This is a genomic window from Gluconacetobacter asukensis, from assembly GCF_014174375.1.
GTDB lineage: Bacteria > Pseudomonadota > Alphaproteobacteria > Acetobacterales > Acetobacteraceae > Gluconacetobacter > Gluconacetobacter asukensis.
The window spans coordinates 13,925-28,377 of the sequence record NZ_JABEQE010000010.1 but is presented as its reverse complement, the minus strand read 5'-3'; the positions used below and the strand labels follow the sequence as shown (position 1 = coordinate 28,377).

At 62.5% G+C, this 14,453-nt stretch carries 18 protein-coding genes; all 18 read right to left on the bottom strand.

What is annotated here, in order from left to right; translation table 11 throughout:
• Positions 1-83: 83 nt before the first annotated feature.
• The 18 genes from HLH35_RS12205 to HLH35_RS12120 all read right to left on the bottom strand — a co-directional run bounded on the left by HLH35_RS12205 (position 84) and on the right by HLH35_RS12120 (position 14,442).
• Positions 84-1,541 carry a hypothetical protein gene (locus HLH35_RS12205; protein ID WP_182979399.1) on the bottom strand — a complete coding sequence of 486 codons (1,458 nt, stop codon included), beginning with the start codon at positions 1,539-1,541 and terminating at the stop codon, positions 84-86.
• Positions 1,541-3,277, bottom strand: a complete 1,737-nt coding sequence (locus HLH35_RS12200) for a hypothetical protein (RefSeq protein WP_182979398.1) — start codon at positions 3,275-3,277, stop codon at positions 1,541-1,543. Before HLH35_RS12200 ends, HLH35_RS12205 begins: the two co-directional genes overlap by 1 nt.
• Positions 3,278-3,279: 2 nt before the next feature.
• Positions 3,280-4,161, bottom strand: coding sequence for a hypothetical protein (locus tag HLH35_RS12195; protein WP_182979397.1), 882 nt, complete (start codon positions 4,159-4,161; stop codon positions 3,280-3,282).
• The gene (locus HLH35_RS12190; protein WP_182979396.1) at positions 4,161-4,499 is read right to left on the bottom strand and encodes a hypothetical protein; all 339 of its coding nucleotides are present in this window, start codon (positions 4,497-4,499) and stop codon (positions 4,161-4,163) included. The genes HLH35_RS12195 and HLH35_RS12190 overlap by 1 nt, the downstream gene beginning before the upstream one ends.
• Positions 4,492-4,680 (bottom strand): hypothetical protein, encoded by a 189-nt coding sequence (locus HLH35_RS12185; RefSeq protein WP_182979395.1) that lies wholly within the window; start codon positions 4,678-4,680, stop codon positions 4,492-4,494. The genes HLH35_RS12190 and HLH35_RS12185 overlap by 8 nt, the downstream gene beginning before the upstream one ends.
• Before the next feature lie 14 nt (positions 4,681-4,694).
• Positions 4,695-5,960 (bottom strand): P22 phage major capsid protein family protein, encoded by a 1,266-nt coding sequence (locus tag HLH35_RS12180; protein WP_182979394.1) that lies wholly within the window; start codon positions 5,958-5,960, stop codon positions 4,695-4,697.
• Between the two features lie 183 nt (positions 5,961-6,143).
• Complete coding sequence (locus HLH35_RS12175) at positions 6,144-6,965, bottom strand: hypothetical protein (protein WP_182979393.1); 822 nt, start codon at positions 6,963-6,965, stop codon at positions 6,144-6,146.
• The gene (locus HLH35_RS12170) at positions 6,962-9,187 is read right to left on the bottom strand and encodes a portal protein (protein ID WP_182979392.1); all 2,226 of its coding nucleotides are present in this window, start codon (positions 9,185-9,187) and stop codon (positions 6,962-6,964) included. The genes HLH35_RS12175 and HLH35_RS12170 overlap by 4 nt, the downstream gene beginning before the upstream one ends.
• Positions 9,188-9,446: 259 nt before the next feature.
• Entirely contained in the window at positions 9,447-10,796 is a 1,350-nt protein-coding gene (locus HLH35_RS12165) for a terminase large subunit domain-containing protein (RefSeq protein ID WP_182979391.1), read from the bottom strand.
• Positions 10,789-11,292 (bottom strand): terminase small subunit, encoded by a 504-nt coding sequence (locus HLH35_RS12160; protein ID WP_182979390.1) that lies wholly within the window; start codon positions 11,290-11,292, stop codon positions 10,789-10,791. The genes HLH35_RS12165 and HLH35_RS12160 overlap by 8 nt, the downstream gene beginning before the upstream one ends.
• A gap of 1 nt (position 11,293) precedes the next feature.
• Complete coding sequence (locus tag HLH35_RS12155) at positions 11,294-11,557, bottom strand: hypothetical protein (RefSeq protein ID WP_182979389.1); 264 nt, start codon at positions 11,555-11,557, stop codon at positions 11,294-11,296.
• Positions 11,554-12,351: a hypothetical protein gene (locus HLH35_RS12150; protein ID WP_182979388.1), complete on the bottom strand. Its 798-nt coding sequence runs from the start codon at positions 12,349-12,351 to the stop codon at positions 11,554-11,556. Before HLH35_RS12150 ends, HLH35_RS12155 begins: the two co-directional genes overlap by 4 nt.
• Positions 12,352-12,354: 3 nt before the next feature.
• A complete protein-coding gene (locus HLH35_RS12145; protein WP_182979387.1) occupies positions 12,355-13,221 on the bottom strand; it encodes a hypothetical protein in 867 nt (288 codons plus the stop codon).
• On the bottom strand, positions 13,221-13,385 hold the full coding sequence (locus tag HLH35_RS12140; protein WP_182979386.1) for a hypothetical protein: 165 nt from the start codon (positions 13,383-13,385) through the stop codon (positions 13,221-13,223). Before HLH35_RS12140 ends, HLH35_RS12145 begins: the two co-directional genes overlap by 1 nt.
• On the bottom strand, positions 13,382-13,786 hold the full coding sequence (locus HLH35_RS12135; protein ID WP_182979385.1) for a RusA family crossover junction endodeoxyribonuclease: 405 nt from the start codon (positions 13,784-13,786) through the stop codon (positions 13,382-13,384). Before HLH35_RS12135 ends, HLH35_RS12140 begins: the two co-directional genes overlap by 4 nt.
• The gene (locus HLH35_RS12130) at positions 13,779-13,973 is read right to left on the bottom strand and encodes a hypothetical protein (protein ID WP_182979384.1); all 195 of its coding nucleotides are present in this window, start codon (positions 13,971-13,973) and stop codon (positions 13,779-13,781) included. The genes HLH35_RS12135 and HLH35_RS12130 overlap by 8 nt, the downstream gene beginning before the upstream one ends.
• A complete protein-coding gene (locus HLH35_RS12125; protein WP_182979383.1) occupies positions 13,970-14,200 on the bottom strand; it encodes a hypothetical protein in 231 nt (76 codons plus the stop codon). The genes HLH35_RS12130 and HLH35_RS12125 overlap by 4 nt, the downstream gene beginning before the upstream one ends.
• Positions 14,197-14,442: a hypothetical protein gene (locus HLH35_RS12120; protein WP_182979382.1), complete on the bottom strand. Its 246-nt coding sequence runs from the start codon at positions 14,440-14,442 to the stop codon at positions 14,197-14,199. The genes HLH35_RS12125 and HLH35_RS12120 overlap by 4 nt, the downstream gene beginning before the upstream one ends.
• Positions 14,443-14,453: the final 11 nt, after the last annotated feature.

Below are 14,453 nucleotides of genomic sequence, written 5' to 3'. Positions count from 1 at the left end.
GAAAGCCTGCCCCTGCGCTGTCAGGGTACCGTCTGAATTGCAAATCTGAATCGGCAGCGGTGTATAGAGATTGCGCGGACCGGTCATGTGCGCACCGGGTCAATCTGGAGAAACGCACCCATCAGGGCCGTCATTCCTGGATCAGTCCACGTCAGGCGATATACCCGGTCTCGGGCCATACCGAGGCGCCAGAGCGTAGGCCAGATATTCCCGGTCATACCAAGCGTCAATGCCTGTGGAGAGCAGAATGTCGCACCACGGTCGTCACTCCAATCCACCGCGATCTGCTGGCCAGCTCCGTTCTGCATGTCCAGCATGAACTGGCGGTGAATGCCGCGCTGTCCGTTGGTCAGCAGGTGGGGGAATGCGCGCTGCCGTTTGATCGGGGCGCCCGCATCATCGGTCGCCTCCATCGACACTTCGTAAACGGCGCCGTTGTCGCGATCGACCGCCCAGATCTTTCCATAGGCCTGCGTCCAGAACAGAGGGCGGATCTGCGCTTCATTTCCTGCAGCATCCAGCGAGCAACGCTCATGCCACAGGCCGGTCGACACATCGAAAACCCACGACGATGACTGGCCGGGAATTGTGAGCACGTAGAAGACATGCCCATCCTGCTGGTAGACGCTTCCAACTGCTCCCGCCAAATTGGCCATTGCCTGGAGCGCCCCGTCGACGGGGAAGGTCGATACCGGAACGGCAGATGTCTGCTGCCCGAGATAGACCCGCGCATATCCGGATCGGTCTCGGCCCAACCACATTATCGCGCCGTTTGGCGTGTTGGCTGTCGTCGGCACATTAGCGATCGAATATGGGCTTATGCACCCGGCTTCGACAGTCACGCCGGACACGCGCGCGAAGGGGAAATCCGATGCGCCAGAATCGGCCCAGAACTCAATCTGGTTGCGCCCGAATAGCCAGATATACTGGCCCAGCACGCCGATTCCGATGATTGTTCCCAGGCTCGTGGCATCGCTGGCCACGTAGAGGCTATCGAATGGCGTCGTGGTCTCGTCTGAAAACTGTGCCGGCGATGTGTACCAGTTCGTGGTCCCCGGGTTCACGAACAGGAAAAAGGTGTCGAGAACAGAAATGGTCGGCGAGCCGTAGAATGCAGAATCGCCGATCTGCTGCATTTCTCCATACGGGATAGCCCCTGGCTTCGGAGGCATTGCGCAATACCATCCGGCGCCCGCGGTCCCATCCACGATAAAAAGGGTTGTCCCGTTGTCTGCGATCCTGACTGGCGCGCTACCGGTAGCAATTTGCCCGATCTCCGAGAGGGAGCCGTCTGGCCCGAGGCGGACAACAGATGCGCCAACGACAAAAATAGCATCTCCCTGCGTCGTTTGGTAGGCACACCGCCCCGCCCCGGCCGCCTGGGCCGCCACCAGAAGGCCGGGCGTAGGATAATAGGCGAATCTGATAGGTTCCCCGTCATCTTGGGGAATCGGTTCGCCATACAGGTTGAGGCAGCGCTGCGCGGCCACCGAGGTAGCGCGCGCATCGTATGAGCCGCCCGACAGATTGATGCGTTGCATCAGCTTGCGGCCAAATAGCGTGTCACCACGCTGCCGGCTACCGTAGCCTGGGTAGAGAGGCAGCTATCGAGCAGGTAAGTGACGCCAGCGGCCCCCCCGCTCTCGATCGCAACAACTTCCGCGCTCCCAACGAAGGCAGCGCTTCCCGCGAACTTGAGGTTAACGACACGGTTCCCCGATGCACCGGACTTGATGCGCAGTCCCGTTGCGTTCGTGGCGTCCATATAGGACCACACCTGTCCGTCTCGGATCACGTTATCGTTCGACGAGCCATCAAGGTAGATGAGCCCTGTAAGCTCGTCGCGGTTGATCGGATCATAATTCGTCGCGGCCCACTGGCTCTTTCCGGCTGTCCAGCTCGTAGACAGATCGTTCGGGGCGCGCAGGATGAAGCTGCTGATCTCACATGCCACGCAGCCGTAGAGCACGATGGCGCCGGTGAACCGGGTCGAGATAATACAATCCGAGATCTGCGAGAACTGCATGTTGGTCCACAGAACTGCAACCTGCCCATCCGGGAAGATATTGCAGCCGGAAACAAGAACGCGAACTCCATTTGAGCAGTTGATCGTCACGCCGGTTGGTTGGGCGCCAAGCTGGCACCCCTCCACGGAGGTCTCGATGCAGTTTCCGATGGCCAGACAGTTTGTGCTTTCCGCCATCCAGCAATCGCGGATCGCGGCAGTGTCCTGTGCATAGATATTGACGCAACAGCTGCCGGAACCTGTTCCGTTGAAGTTGATGAGATTCAGCTTGTCGAGGATCAGTCCGTCGCCATCCCGTTGGATGGAGATGCCAGTCTGGACCACGGCCGAGCCGGAATATCCAGACATGGAAAAATCCTGCAGAACTAGACCTGAGGTGCGCGAAAACGTCCCCGACGGCCGGCTATCCGTGATCCCGATCCCGACATTGGGACCGAGGACGAACTGCGATCCGCCGCCTACCCACACTCCGGACGAATCAACATTGCTGCGCTCTCCGCGCCCCTCTCCCCTGATCGTAATATAAGGCTTGCCTTGGATGTCGATCGTGGTCGCGATGAGATAGCGTGAGGCGTCGGGCACGTAGATTGTTCTGCCCTGCGCAGGCGCACTCGCGATCAGCGAATTGACCACAGGCCCCACGTCCTGGCTACCGTCGCGGGCAATGCTGAACCAGCCCAGCGATACGAAGCTGTTCGGGATTTGGACGATGCCAGTGCGCGCAGCACCGAACGCAAAAATTGGCTGCTCTCGACCGGAATCAACCACGTTCGAGAGGGTTACCGTGCATCCGTCTGCGATTTTGAGCATCGCTCCTGGAGAAAAGACCAGCTGCATGGAGATCGTGCAGGACTGGTTGACCAGATAGGTGCCCGGAGGAAGAAACGCGGCCGTCACGGCACGATTCATCAGGGCGATACTCGCATCCGTCACGCCATCGCCAACCGCGCCCAGGTCCTGCGCGAGCGGCAGAAAAGCGAAGCGTTGAGACAAAGCGATCAGTGTGGTCAAGCCGGCAGCGACGACGCTTATATCAATCGCCCCAGCAGGTGAGATGTTCAAAACGGATTTTCCACCCTGGGCAATGCCCATCGATCCGTCTGCCGACCGGAACAGCCCAGATGTCTGGTCATTGGCGAAGGCGATGCCCGGCTCCCCTACCGTCCCGGCCGGGTTGTTGGCAGGCATCTCATCAAGATATTCTTGCAGTTCAGCAAGATTGACCATCCGGGTCAGCGGAGAAAGCGCCACCGTCAGAATCCTCCTGTGTAAATCCACCACGGATTGACCGCAGATGTGCTGCGAGGCCCGAGGGAAGACGGCATTTGAAGTTTTGGAATTTGGGTGTTGGCAGAACGAACCGTTTGAAGGGCTGCCTTGGCCATCGCAGCGACTGTCGGGCTCACCTCCTGCCCGTAAGAAGGGGCCAGACGCACCGCGAGCGTCCACATGAGCAGGTCCCAATATTCATCAGGAAGGGCGATCGGATCTGTTGCCGAAACCGGCGTTGCGATTTGAGCCTTGACGATGACGTGCAATTCCCAAAGACCGGCCACGGGTATCGGAAAGAACCGCAATTCCCCGAGGGGAAACGCCGGGCTGTAGTAGACCGCGCTCGGCCACGTCCGCAGGCCCTTAAGGCCGATAGCGGCGTAATCCTCATAGGATGAAATGATGGCGAGCGGGAAATCGAGTGGACCCGATCCGTTCGCGCCATTCAGACCATCGGAACCGACGTTGAAATCGCTGTCATCAAATTGGACAGGCTCAAAGTCGGCCGAAGCGGACGCTTGGAACCCTGGGCTTGAAGCCAATCGCACGTATGCCGATTCCAGGCGCGCAGGCCGGTTCAGCACATCAAAATCGCCACTGGGGCCGATATAATAGACGCTCTTCCCGGTACTCATTAGGGGAAGGTCGACGAGGTTCGGCACCATGAACCGCTGCTGCTGCCATTTGGCCAGGAGCATGTTTAAGTGCATCACTCCATCGGAGATATCCTGCTGTCCCGGCGTGGTGCCCATGGCACCGACACCGATCTGGCGGAGCGCGAGCCCCACGAGATCGGAGACGAGGTATCCTGTTGAGCCGGGAACGCCTCCCGACGCACCCGCCGATGAGGCGATTCCGGACATCAGACGCCCGTCACGACGCCAGGTTCGGGATAGCCCGATCGCGCCGATTCATCGGCCTGAACGCTGTTGGAAACGACGTTACCGCCCTCCTTCAGCGCCGCCAGAGCGCGCTCCTCGTTCATGCGCATGGCCAGGACGGCCTCCGTGTGGGTGCGTGCCTGATCGGCGGCCCCGGCAGACAGGAAGCGCCAATCCCCGTCGTCACCACCGGCGGCCACGTAGTCGTTCGGCGTGGCGAACTGACGGCGCCCATAGACAGGGTTGAAGCGCGTGATCGGATATCCCGGGAATGAGGGGGCGGCAGACACCCCCTCCCCATTCATCTCGCCCTCATCCATTGGCGCGTGTCCGGCGCGAGATCGGTTCGCCGGCCTTCGCCTTTTCGAACGCCTCGTTGTTCTCGCGGCGGAAATCGGCGAATTGGGCCATAGCCGCCTTTTCCTCCTCGGGGGAATAGACGGTCACGGTGCGGAACCCGTTGGGGTGCGCAAGGCTGTGCGGATAACGACTGGTCGCCATGATGCGGCCCTCCCTTAGATCGCATCGGCCAGGCGTACGACCCATTCGGGGCGCAGGCAGGCCATGCCGCAGAGGATGTCGAGACGGGTGATGAACTGGTCCGTCATGATGTTGTATTGGCTCGCCAGGCGCATCGACACGCCGTCGTAGCTCTCGCGCCACATCTTGGCGCCTTCGTCGTTCGTGACGGGCAGGTCGGCCGTCGCCATGGTGAACGCCTCGGGCACATACAGCAGGTTCGCCCGGTAGATCTCGCCCGCAGCGTTTGCCAGCGTGACCGCAGCGGCAGCGGCCGGAGCAACCGTAACGGTGCCGTAGGCGACCTGCGTCCCGGCCGTCGAGCCGGTCGGCGTGATGGCGGGGAAGAAGTTGACAGTGCCCGTCGCGTTGGCGCCGATGGTAACGGCCTGCGTCGCCACGAACTGGCGCAGGATGCCGGTCGACGCGCCGGTGATATAGTTGACGCCATAGACGCCCGCGATCGTGAAAACGTCGCCCGGGTTCAGGGAGACAGAACCGCCAGCGCCGACGCTGACGGACAGGGATGTGCCGGTCTGGCTCGCGCCATTCACGGTCGCGCCCGTCATGGTGCCGCTGGTGTGCTTGAGGATCGTCTGATCGCGATACCAGTCGAAGCCCAGCGTGTCCTTCGACAGCATGCCGGTCTCGAACTGGTCGCCGATCTTGGTCTGCGGATTGAACAGTCCCGACAGTCCAGACACCAGGCGCGCCTCGGTCAGCGGGTCGACCAGCGCGATGCGCCGGGTTCCTTCGGGAACGCCGTTGTTGGTCAGCACCGCACCACCCTGCAGCACCGTTTCCGCAACCGGGCTGATGGTGTTGCCGCCCCCATCCGTGTTGTGCACGAAATGCTGCGCCGGCCCCTGGCCGCCCATGGTCGCCTGATCCACGGTACTCATCAGCGTGCTGGCGGCCATTCCAGCCAAACGATTGACGGCGGGCGCCAGAATGCGACGGCTGAAATCGTCCAGCGACAGAGCCAGGTCGGCCGAGGAAAACGACATCGGCACGTTGAACTGGTTCGTGATCGAAAGCGAGGTCTGGCGCTCGAGCGTGGGCTGCGGCGAGATCGTCGGCCCGTTGCCAACGACGTAATCGTTCGGCAGGCGGATGTTCAGCGTATTGCCGATCTTCGCGCCCGTCTTGGCGAACGAATTGTCGTATTGCGTATCGACGTTCTTCAGGAACGAGTTGGAGTTGCGGTAAAGGCGCAGGGCCTCCCGCGTAAGCATCTTGGGGGTGAGAAGCTGGTTTGCCACCGGGAAAGCTCACGGAATGCCCGAACTGGGCGCTCTGGCCGTGCCGTGCACGTGTGTCGGGTTGTGAACCCGCAACTGGCCGGAACTGGTTCGCTCTCCGTGAGCGGGCAGCATATAGCTGCTGCCGAGCTTGGCCGGGTTTACGTCTCCGTGACGCACGCAAGAGCGTGAAGCGGTATTATATTATCGCTTCTTGTTACGCATGGCAACGAATTCGTCCATGCTCACATCGTCATCGTACTCGGTACGAGTCGAAGAGCGCTGACCGGCGGGCGTCTTGCCGGCTGGTCGAGGCGCCTGCGAGACGGGAGCCGGCTTCTGCACAGGCTGTGCAACAGGAGAAGCTGGTGTCAGTTCCCGCGCGAAGTCCCGCAGCAGCGCATATTGCTCGCGCGCAGACGCGCCGAAAATTTCCGACGCCGCGTCCGGATTCCGAGAAAGTGCGACATAGACGTGCGCGCTGTTCGGCAGCTTCGAGATGTCGTTGACGATCTGCCGGTGATCCGCATTCTGGAAGTCGAGTCCGACAGCATCGACGAGCCGCTGCGTCGCCGCCTGCGCCTGCCCGGCTCCCGCCTCACCGTTGATCGCGTTCGCCAGCGCGTCGCCCGTAGCACGAAATGCCGCGATCTCGGACGAGGCGCGGGACTCGTTTTCGACCCGCACGCGCACCTCAGCTTCGATCTGCGCCGGCGTCTTCGGGGCCGGCTGCTGATCTTCTTCGCCGCGCGCGTGCGCCAGAGCGCGCCGAAGCTGCTCGTTTTCGTCGCGGATTGCCTGGGCTGCCCGCTCGGCATCGCGCTGCTGGGCCACAGCGCGGTCGATCCGCTTGCGCAGCCATGCCGGCGTTTCGTCGCTGGGCGTCGGCTTGGGCTTCGTCGTTTCCTGAGTGGCCGCCCCCTCGTTTTCACCGGGTTCCTGGCTGCTGCTTTGGCCGTCCTGCTGGCCGCGATCGGTCGTCAGGAAGGTATCATCCGCGTCGATCTGTTCGAGGGTCTCGCTCATGCGTCAACAGCTCCGGTTACGGGGTTTGGGGCGTGGATCTCGCCACCAGGGGGATTGGATGAGGGAAGGCGCGGGAGCGGACCCTGCGGCCCGTCCTGCATGGCCGGCATGGCACCGTCTTCCGGAGACGGATTGCCACCACCACTCAGCGCCTCGGCCACCAGCTGATGGACCAGAACGCGGAGCGCGGCCGGGTCTGTCGATCCGATCGCAGCCATGCGATCAGTCTCGGCCTTGTATTTGTCCGTATCGGCCTTGATCAGATCCACGGTGCCCTGGTGCTGCTGCCCCTGAGCCTTGATGGCCAGATCTGTGCCCTTGTCCTTCAGCTGTTGCTGAAGCTGCGCAATCACCCCCTGCGCCTGCTGCAACTGCTGCTGAAGCGCCATCGCCTGCGGATCATCCGTCGCGGGTTTAAGACGGTCCGCGATCTCGGATGCCAGCGGGAATGGCGCGGCGCGGAAGAGAAGGTCGCCGCACTTCTGCATCAGCGCGGGATCGGCCTGCACGACCTGCATCAGCGCGTTGAACGTCTCCTGCGTCTGGCTTGCCCAGGACGGACCCACGTCCGCCACCACGTCATAGCGGCCGATAGCCGGGTTGATCGCGAGGATCGCACCCTTCACGTCCGCCACTGCCTCCGGATCGGGTGCAGGGGCCTGAGGAACCGGTCCGCCGGGCGTGACCTGCTGGTGCGCCTGCTGAATCGACGGATCGACAATGGCCTGCGCCATCGTGCCGTCAATGCCCATCACCTGCACTGCGCGCGTCACGTCATACACGCGGGGGATCGCATCCAACAGGATCTTGCCGATCAGCCGGAGCGCCATGCCCTGGTTGTCCGTGAAGTGGTAATTCGCCGTGTCGCTCTGGCGCTGGCGCTCCCCGATCGCGCGCCCCGACTTCTCGTTGCTGGGCGCGCCCATCTCGGCCTGATACTGGCCGCTGGCCATCTGCATCTGCTGGTCAGACGACTGCATGGCCTGGAGATAGCCGGGCGAGAACTGCGGCGGAGGCACCTGCTCAGGCGGTTGATCGGTAATCGGCTGTCCGCTGTCCGGGTCCTCGCTGTTGTAGATCAGGACGCCCGGAGGCGAGATGTTCGCCATCGCCCATTCGGCCTCGCGTCCCTTCACCCGGCTGTCCGGCGCGGTCCACGACCCGATCGTCTGTGCAGCTAGGCCCTCGATGAATTTCGACGCGGAATAGTTGAACATCCGCTGAGGATCGATCAGCAGGCGGGTGAGACCCTTCCGATCAAGCTTGCCGTCCACATGGGTCTCGATACCGATCCACGGCACGAGAGGGACGTGCTTGAACACCGTCTCGCCGCTGTCGATGACGCGCGATCCGCCGATGAGGAACCATTCGACGGTATGGTCGGAGATCGGACGCGACTGGGCGCCGCCTTCGCGCAGGAGCGACACCCCATCCTCGTCCAACGCACTCTCGCGCACCGGACCGGCCGGCGTGGCCCACAGCGTGTCATCGATCTCCGACCGGCGGTAATAGCGCGCGACGCGGACACGTTCCTTGCCGTCCCAGTCCTGCTGGTCGTCATGCGACATGGCGCCATCGAACGGACTGGCGCCATCTACGTCCTTGTCGCGCGGATAGAGTCGGTCAAACTCCCGGCGCGGCATCTCGGTGATGAGCATGCCCCATCCCGCATCGCTCTTGTCCGGCTCCTGCGCGTCCGGGTCCAGCATCACGCACAGCGGGTCGGGCACCGTCTCGACGAATAGGTCTTGGTCGAAGCTGTCCACGCCGCGCACGTAATCGGTGGTGATATGGACATACCCGATGCCTCCGCCCACCTGGCCCATGATCGCGTTGGCATAGGCGTTCTGTGCCGCATTGGATTGCGCCTCGATATGCCGGATGATGCCCTCCAGCACTTCCGCCGCCTTCTGGGTGGCGCCAAAGCCTGTCGCTACGATCTTGACGCCCATGGTCTGCTGGCGCGCTGAGTTCGTGACCTGCAGCACATGCTGGAGCGTCTTGTTGACCGTCAGACAAGGGCGGCCGCCAGTCCCGCCTGCACCCTGCCGGGCCATGATGGCGGCCGGGTCCCACTGGTCTTGATTGTAGGCATCGGCATACAGGAACCGCAGGTCATCGCGGAAATTGCTGCGCGCCGTCGCTTCGACGTCACGGCAATGCCGGTGGCGCTCCACGACTTCATCAACGATCTCGGCATCGGTCTGCTTTTTGGCGCTCAACGAGACCACCGCTCAAATTCGTCAGAGCGCGCGCAATAGATCATCGCATGGCCGTGCCGCATCCTGAGCGAGAAAACGCAAGTGCCATCAGGGGCAGAAAACTTGATGCGCCTGAAACAGAACCTTGCAAGTCGAAACCAAAGAGTGCGCCGCACAAGGCTGATCGCCCTGCGCCCTTCGATCCATGAAGATTTATTCCGCATGGAAGTCAGTTTAGCATGCCCAGATATGCCGGTACAAGCAAAATAGGAATATGTTCCTATGAGCCCATCCAGCCGGCAGCGCCACCAGGGAACGGCCGGCGCGCCGGCGGCTTGGGGGCTGGGTTCACGGGCGCTTCCCGATCGCGCAGCCCAACGGCCAGATACCGGAATGCGTCGGCATAGTCCGAAGACCAGTCGTGAAGAGGCTTGTCACGGAATACCTTGTTCGCATCGTCCCATGACTTTCGGTACTGCTCCAGCGCATCGATGCCACGCTGGCACTTCTGCCGATCGAACCGGCAACGCGGTAGGAGCAAGCGCGCGGCGGCAATTCCGTCATCGACACCGGCGCGCGGCAGAATGCGGAGAGGCTTCACCCCAAGGCTGCGGAGAATGTCCACCCGGCGCTTCCCAGTTCCCAATTCTCCGTTATCAGCATCGTGCGGACCGATATGCTGCCGGTAAATGTATGGCCGTTCCGAAAGCTGCTTCGCATACCAGTCTAGGCCCATTCCTGATCCGGCGATGCAATCGATCACGCGCACCTCGGGTCCCTGCTGCTGGGTGATCCAGATCACGGTGCTGTCGCCATAGCCGAGATCCCAGGCGGTGATGCACGGCAACGACGGGTCATATGGCACATCGCCAATGCGCCCCTGCTCGTCCAGTCGCTTCATGATCTTGCCGTAATAGCTGCCCTGAATCGCCGCATCGAAGGAGCAGTCGTATTCCTGCTCGTATTTCGCCGCGCCGTCGTCCTCGCCGTACTGGGCCACAAGCTGTCTCCGTTCTGCCGCAAGCTGCTCCGGCGTGAACCGGCCCGTCTTCTCGACGCTCGACACCTCGCAGAACCACCCGGGCTCATGCCGCATCGCATCGAAGAATGTCTTCGCGTGGTTCCTCCCACGCGGCGTGGTGATGAAGATCGCCCATCCTCCATTCTCCAGCAGGATCGGCGAGAGGAACGCCCAGGCGCTCGGGTTCGACAGCGCCCATTCCGAGAACACAACGCCGCGTGGTGTCGATCCCACAAGGCTGTTGAAGTTGTCTGACCCAACGACCTGCCATGTCGAGCCGTTCACAAACCGGATGAACATCTCGTTGTCTTTGGTCGTAGCTCGGATCTCGGGCGGGAAAGCCTCATCGATGCGCCGGCGCCCGGTGTGCGGGTTAACCGCGTCCCATATCGCTTTGCGCGCCTGGCTGGCCTCGGGAAGCATGTGCCAGTAGTTGCCAATGTCCTTCATCGCGCTGATGGCTGCCCAGTTCAGGGCAACGTCATCTTTTCCCCAACGCCGATGGGCGACTTCATAGGCGCGCTTGCCGCCTCTTCGAAGATAGCGCCATAGCGGACGCTGGTACGGACGAGCTTTCCATCCGTTGGCCGGAAGGTCGACCTCAATCATCAAGGTCATCCCGGATGTTAACTATGATCTGCTTTTGCTCGTTATCCCGCTCATAAAGCCCCAGATGCTTCATGAGCTTCTCAAGCGCGCTGTTCTTATCCCACGCCTTGATCTTGGTGACCGTGTAGCGATCGCCGTCCGGGCCGGGATCCTTGCGCTGGTCGACCTCAATTGAAGCCACGGCTGCTGCTGTATCGTCGTCCCATTCATGCGGCTGTAGCAAACGCCCTGCATCATCGAACAATTTACGAATATCGCTCAGGCCAAGGCGCGCAATCTCCTGAACCACTCGGTCCTGTGTGATCTGCGTTCGGGCAGATCGGGCCTTCTGCGCCTTTGATAGGGCATCCTGAACCATAACATTCGATAACAGGCGCGATGACTGCTCCTGTGCGGTTTTCTCACTGTATCCTGCCCGGATTGCTGCTCGGGTGGCGTTCAGATCTACAAGATATTCGTCGACGAATCTTGCCTGCTTTCCGGTCAGTGAAGCCAATTCAAACCTCCTCCGCCCACGCGGCTTCGTGGAACCGCTCAGGATCGCCACTGAGTGCCCTCTGACCATCCGATGCATCATCGGAGCAGAAAGCGCCCACACCGCCCTCATCGCTCAAATAACCCCCGTTTCCGTCCACGTTGCTCCACGACGCTGGGCCAGCGATGAAGTTCGACGCATCCACCCGGTCGCGCCACGGTGTCGCGAGGAGCGCCGCGTGCTTGGCGGCCAGCGGGTCGGCAGGAGCGTTCGGTTCGTCGGTCATGCGCTGTCTCCCGCGCCGGCTCCGATCTGTTCCGCGAAGTCATGCGCCTTCTGGAGCGATGCAATCCGCAGTTCCGTCACCTCGCGCATCTCGGCTGACATCTTCGGCAGGTCGGCCTTCAGCGCCGCGATCAGCGCCGGCCCGCGCAGCGACACGTCGTTGCCCGGCATGTAGAGCCCGAACTCGCGCAGCTTCTGCTCTTCTGCGTCGCGGGCGGCCTGCTGGGCGCGCACCTCGGCCATGGCGGCCGCGACAGCCTCGCGCTCCTGGTGCGTCGGCACGGTGCGCGCTGGCTCTGGGGCATTCTCGGCGATCGCGATTAGGGCCCGGCACCCATCAAGCTCGGAGGCGATCCGGTCCGCTATCGGACGCAGGGTCGCGTAAAGCTCTGACGGCCTCGGCCAGAACGTGCCCGGCAATCGCCCGGCTGCGTCCCGGCCCTGCGTGATCCACGACTTCCGCGCCGCTGGAGACCAGACGCCAGCCGGCAGATCGCCGCAGATCTCGATGATCGCCTCGGCCGAAGCGGTTACTGCCCCGGCATCGGCAGGCGCATTGGCGACCATCGGCGCCAGCTTTTTCAGCCACGCCATGATGACGCCGGGCGACGCGGGGCGCAGCGCCTCTTTCGCGAGGGCGGCTTGGGCTTTGGCCTCCGACACGACAGCAGGCGGCAGGTCGCGCGGAAGGATGGCCATTCCCTCTCGGCGCCCAGAGACCAGCGCCGAAAGCTGGCCGCTCGCCGGCTTCCACTCGGGCCCGACCGGGATGTGAATGTTGGAAATCTGCTGCATCGGTCAAACTCCCGGATGGTCAGGGACGCGGTCCCAGATCGCGAGGCGGTCGGATTGCGGGGATCCGGACGATGGGCGGCCGGCAGCGGCTGACGATGCGGCATCGCCCTGCCAGTCGCCGCGGTTCAGCCAGGTCGCCGGGTGCGGGATGAACTGGGCGCGCTCGTCGTTGGCTCCGGGCCAGACGGCGATATGCCGCGACAGGCCCACCATGATTTCCGCCTGACCAGCCCGCTTCCGGGCTTTGTCGAACGCCTTCCGGGCGCCGTCCTTCCCGACCTTGCGGGGGTAGGCCGCCCAGAACTCCTCGAAGTCGCGCGCTGGACCCGGCGTCTCGGTGACGGGCATGCGCGAACTCTCGACCGAAGGGAGAGAGTTATTACCTTCCTTCCTTCCTACCTTCCTACCTTCTGTTTGCGAAATTCCGGACTGGTTCGGAACTGGTTCAGAACTGGTTTCCGATTTTGGATCGTTCACTGGACCTGATTTGTCCTCAGGTTCCGAACCGTCACCCTTTTCATCCTCGTTTGTGCGTGCGTAATTCCGAACGTGTTCCGGCATGGGGACGAACCGGGATGGCTTTTTCGGACGCTGCCACTTCCCGAAGTTCCGAACTGCTCCATAGGTCTTTCCGTCCACATCGTATTTCATCACGATGTCGTTCTGCACCAGTTCCTCCAGGAGTGGAGTAACGTCGAGCATGTCGGCTGGGAACACGCGCATCTTGAGCGTGAGTGGCTTCCATTCGAAGCCGCCCCCGTCGTCCGCATGGCTCCAGATACCGATAATCAGAACGCGCGCAGCCATCGATAGGGTTGCGAACGCCTCGTCCGTGTAGAGGCCCGGGTGGATTGTGCGGATGCGCGCCATCAGTTGAGCCCCCCAATAGGCATGCCGTTTTCGATGCAGAACTGGATCGCCCAATCAGGGTCGATCCCAGCTTCCGCACAAAGCGCACGGATCAACTCGACCGGCATGGGGATTCCTTCCACGTCGCAATCTTCCGGCGTCATGGGTTCGGGGAGGTCGGTCATGATGCGATCTCCTCGATCACCACTTCCGTGCGCTGCTCAGCCGCCCGGCACTTCACACACTGAACGACAACCTCACACCGCGACGGGTCATCATCTCGGATTAGTCCGATCCCGAATTTGTTCCGTCGCTGCCCCTTGGGCGTAACCCAGGGCGTCGTCAGCACGTCGAGGGTATCCTTGAGTCCCCCAACGGCATTGTCCGTATCCGGAACGCCGACAGAGAACCGCGTGACCGTGACGCGTGCCCTCTCGAACGGCTGAGCCGGCAGACGGCCGCCCAATGCCGCGGCGATCTCCCGTCCGAGCGCCCGCTTGTTCCGCGCCCGGTCCCACCGGTTTTGCCGCATCAGCACGTTGAGCACCGGCGTCGGCCGGGCCAGGGTGAATGTGATCTCACGCATGGGCCGGACACTCCCTGTCGCCGGGCGCCAGTTCCTCGCAGCGCACGGCCGTCAGCCGTCCGCGGATCTGGTGTGCATGGTCCAGCGCCAGACGATCGCGCGCGTCTCGCGGGCTCAGGACGTTGTAGGTGCCCGAGTAGGTCTCGCCAGCCCGGTCGGTCGCTGTGATGCGGGTCCAGCGTCTCATGCGTTCTGCCCCCGCACAGGCCTGATAACCTCGACGACCATGTATCCAAGCGCGTTCAGGACGCGATTGCGGGCATCCGGCAACTTGTCGTTGACTGCCTGAGAGATGTCGGACTGGGAAATGCCGAGGCGTCGCGCCAGAATCCTCTGGCCGCCGGCCATCTCCACAGCGGCGCAGACGATTGATTGTGCATCCGTAATCGGACGTCCGGTTATGAGGGCGGTCATTTATCGCGCCTCCGCTTCGGCAGCACAGAGCGCCCTTTGTCCGTGATGGCGTATTGATTGAACCCCTCGGCCGGGGTCAGCCAGCCCTGGCCGATGCACATCTCGACAGTGTGGCGCCGATCGAATCTCGGATTCTCCAGATCGATACCCCCCCCGACGCCGGAGAAGGCGCCCCAGATCATGACTGGGGCGTGCATGGCCTTGCGCAGGACGCGCTGTTGTGCGGGTGTTGGGCGCGTCATTTCCGCAATTC

What these genes read in the sequence shown, in the direction of transcription:
- HLH35_RS12205 (WP_182979399.1), bottom strand. Translation starts at nt 1,541, where the DNA reads ATGCAACGCATCAATCTGTCGGGCGGCTCATACGATGCGCGCGCTACC.
- HLH35_RS12195 (WP_182979397.1), bottom strand. Translation starts at nt 4,161, where the DNA reads ATGTCCGGAATCGCCTCATCGGCGGGTGCGTCGGGAGGCGTTCCCGGC.
- HLH35_RS12190 (WP_182979396.1), bottom strand. Translation starts at nt 4,499, where the DNA reads ATGGATGAGGGCGAGATGAATGGGGAGGGGGTGTCTGCCGCCCCCTCA.
- HLH35_RS12185 (WP_182979395.1), bottom strand. Translation starts at nt 4,680, where the DNA reads ATGGCGACCAGTCGTTATCCGCACAGCCTTGCGCACCCCAACGGGTTC.
- HLH35_RS12175 (WP_182979393.1), bottom strand. Translation starts at nt 6,965, where the DNA reads ATGAGCGAGACCCTCGAACAGATCGACGCGGATGATACCTTCCTGACG.
- HLH35_RS12165 (WP_182979391.1), bottom strand. Translation starts at nt 10,796, where the DNA reads ATGATTGAGGTCGACCTTCCGGCCAACGGATGGAAAGCTCGTCCGTAC.
- HLH35_RS12155 (WP_182979389.1), bottom strand. Translation starts at nt 11,557, where the DNA reads ATGACCGACGAACCGAACGCTCCTGCCGACCCGCTGGCCGCCAAGCAC.
- HLH35_RS12150 (WP_182979388.1), bottom strand. Translation starts at nt 12,351, where the DNA reads ATGCAGCAGATTTCCAACATTCACATCCCGGTCGGGCCCGAGTGGAAG.
- HLH35_RS12145 (WP_182979387.1), bottom strand. Translation starts at nt 13,221, where the DNA reads ATGGCGCGCATCCGCACAATCCACCCGGGCCTCTACACGGACGAGGCG.
- HLH35_RS12140 (WP_182979386.1), bottom strand. Translation starts at nt 13,385, where the DNA reads ATGACCGACCTCCCCGAACCCATGACGCCGGAAGATTGCGACGTGGAA.
- HLH35_RS12135 (WP_182979385.1), bottom strand. Translation starts at nt 13,786, where the DNA reads ATGCGTGAGATCACATTCACCCTGGCCCGGCCGACGCCGGTGCTCAAC.
- HLH35_RS12130 (WP_182979384.1), bottom strand. Translation starts at nt 13,973, where the DNA reads ATGAGACGCTGGACCCGCATCACAGCGACCGACCGGGCTGGCGAGACC.
- HLH35_RS12125 (WP_182979383.1), bottom strand. Translation starts at nt 14,200, where the DNA reads ATGACCGCCCTCATAACCGGACGTCCGATTACGGATGCACAATCAATC.
- HLH35_RS12120 (WP_182979382.1), bottom strand. Translation starts at nt 14,442, where the DNA reads ATGACGCGCCCAACACCCGCACAACAGCGCGTCCTGCGCAAGGCCATG.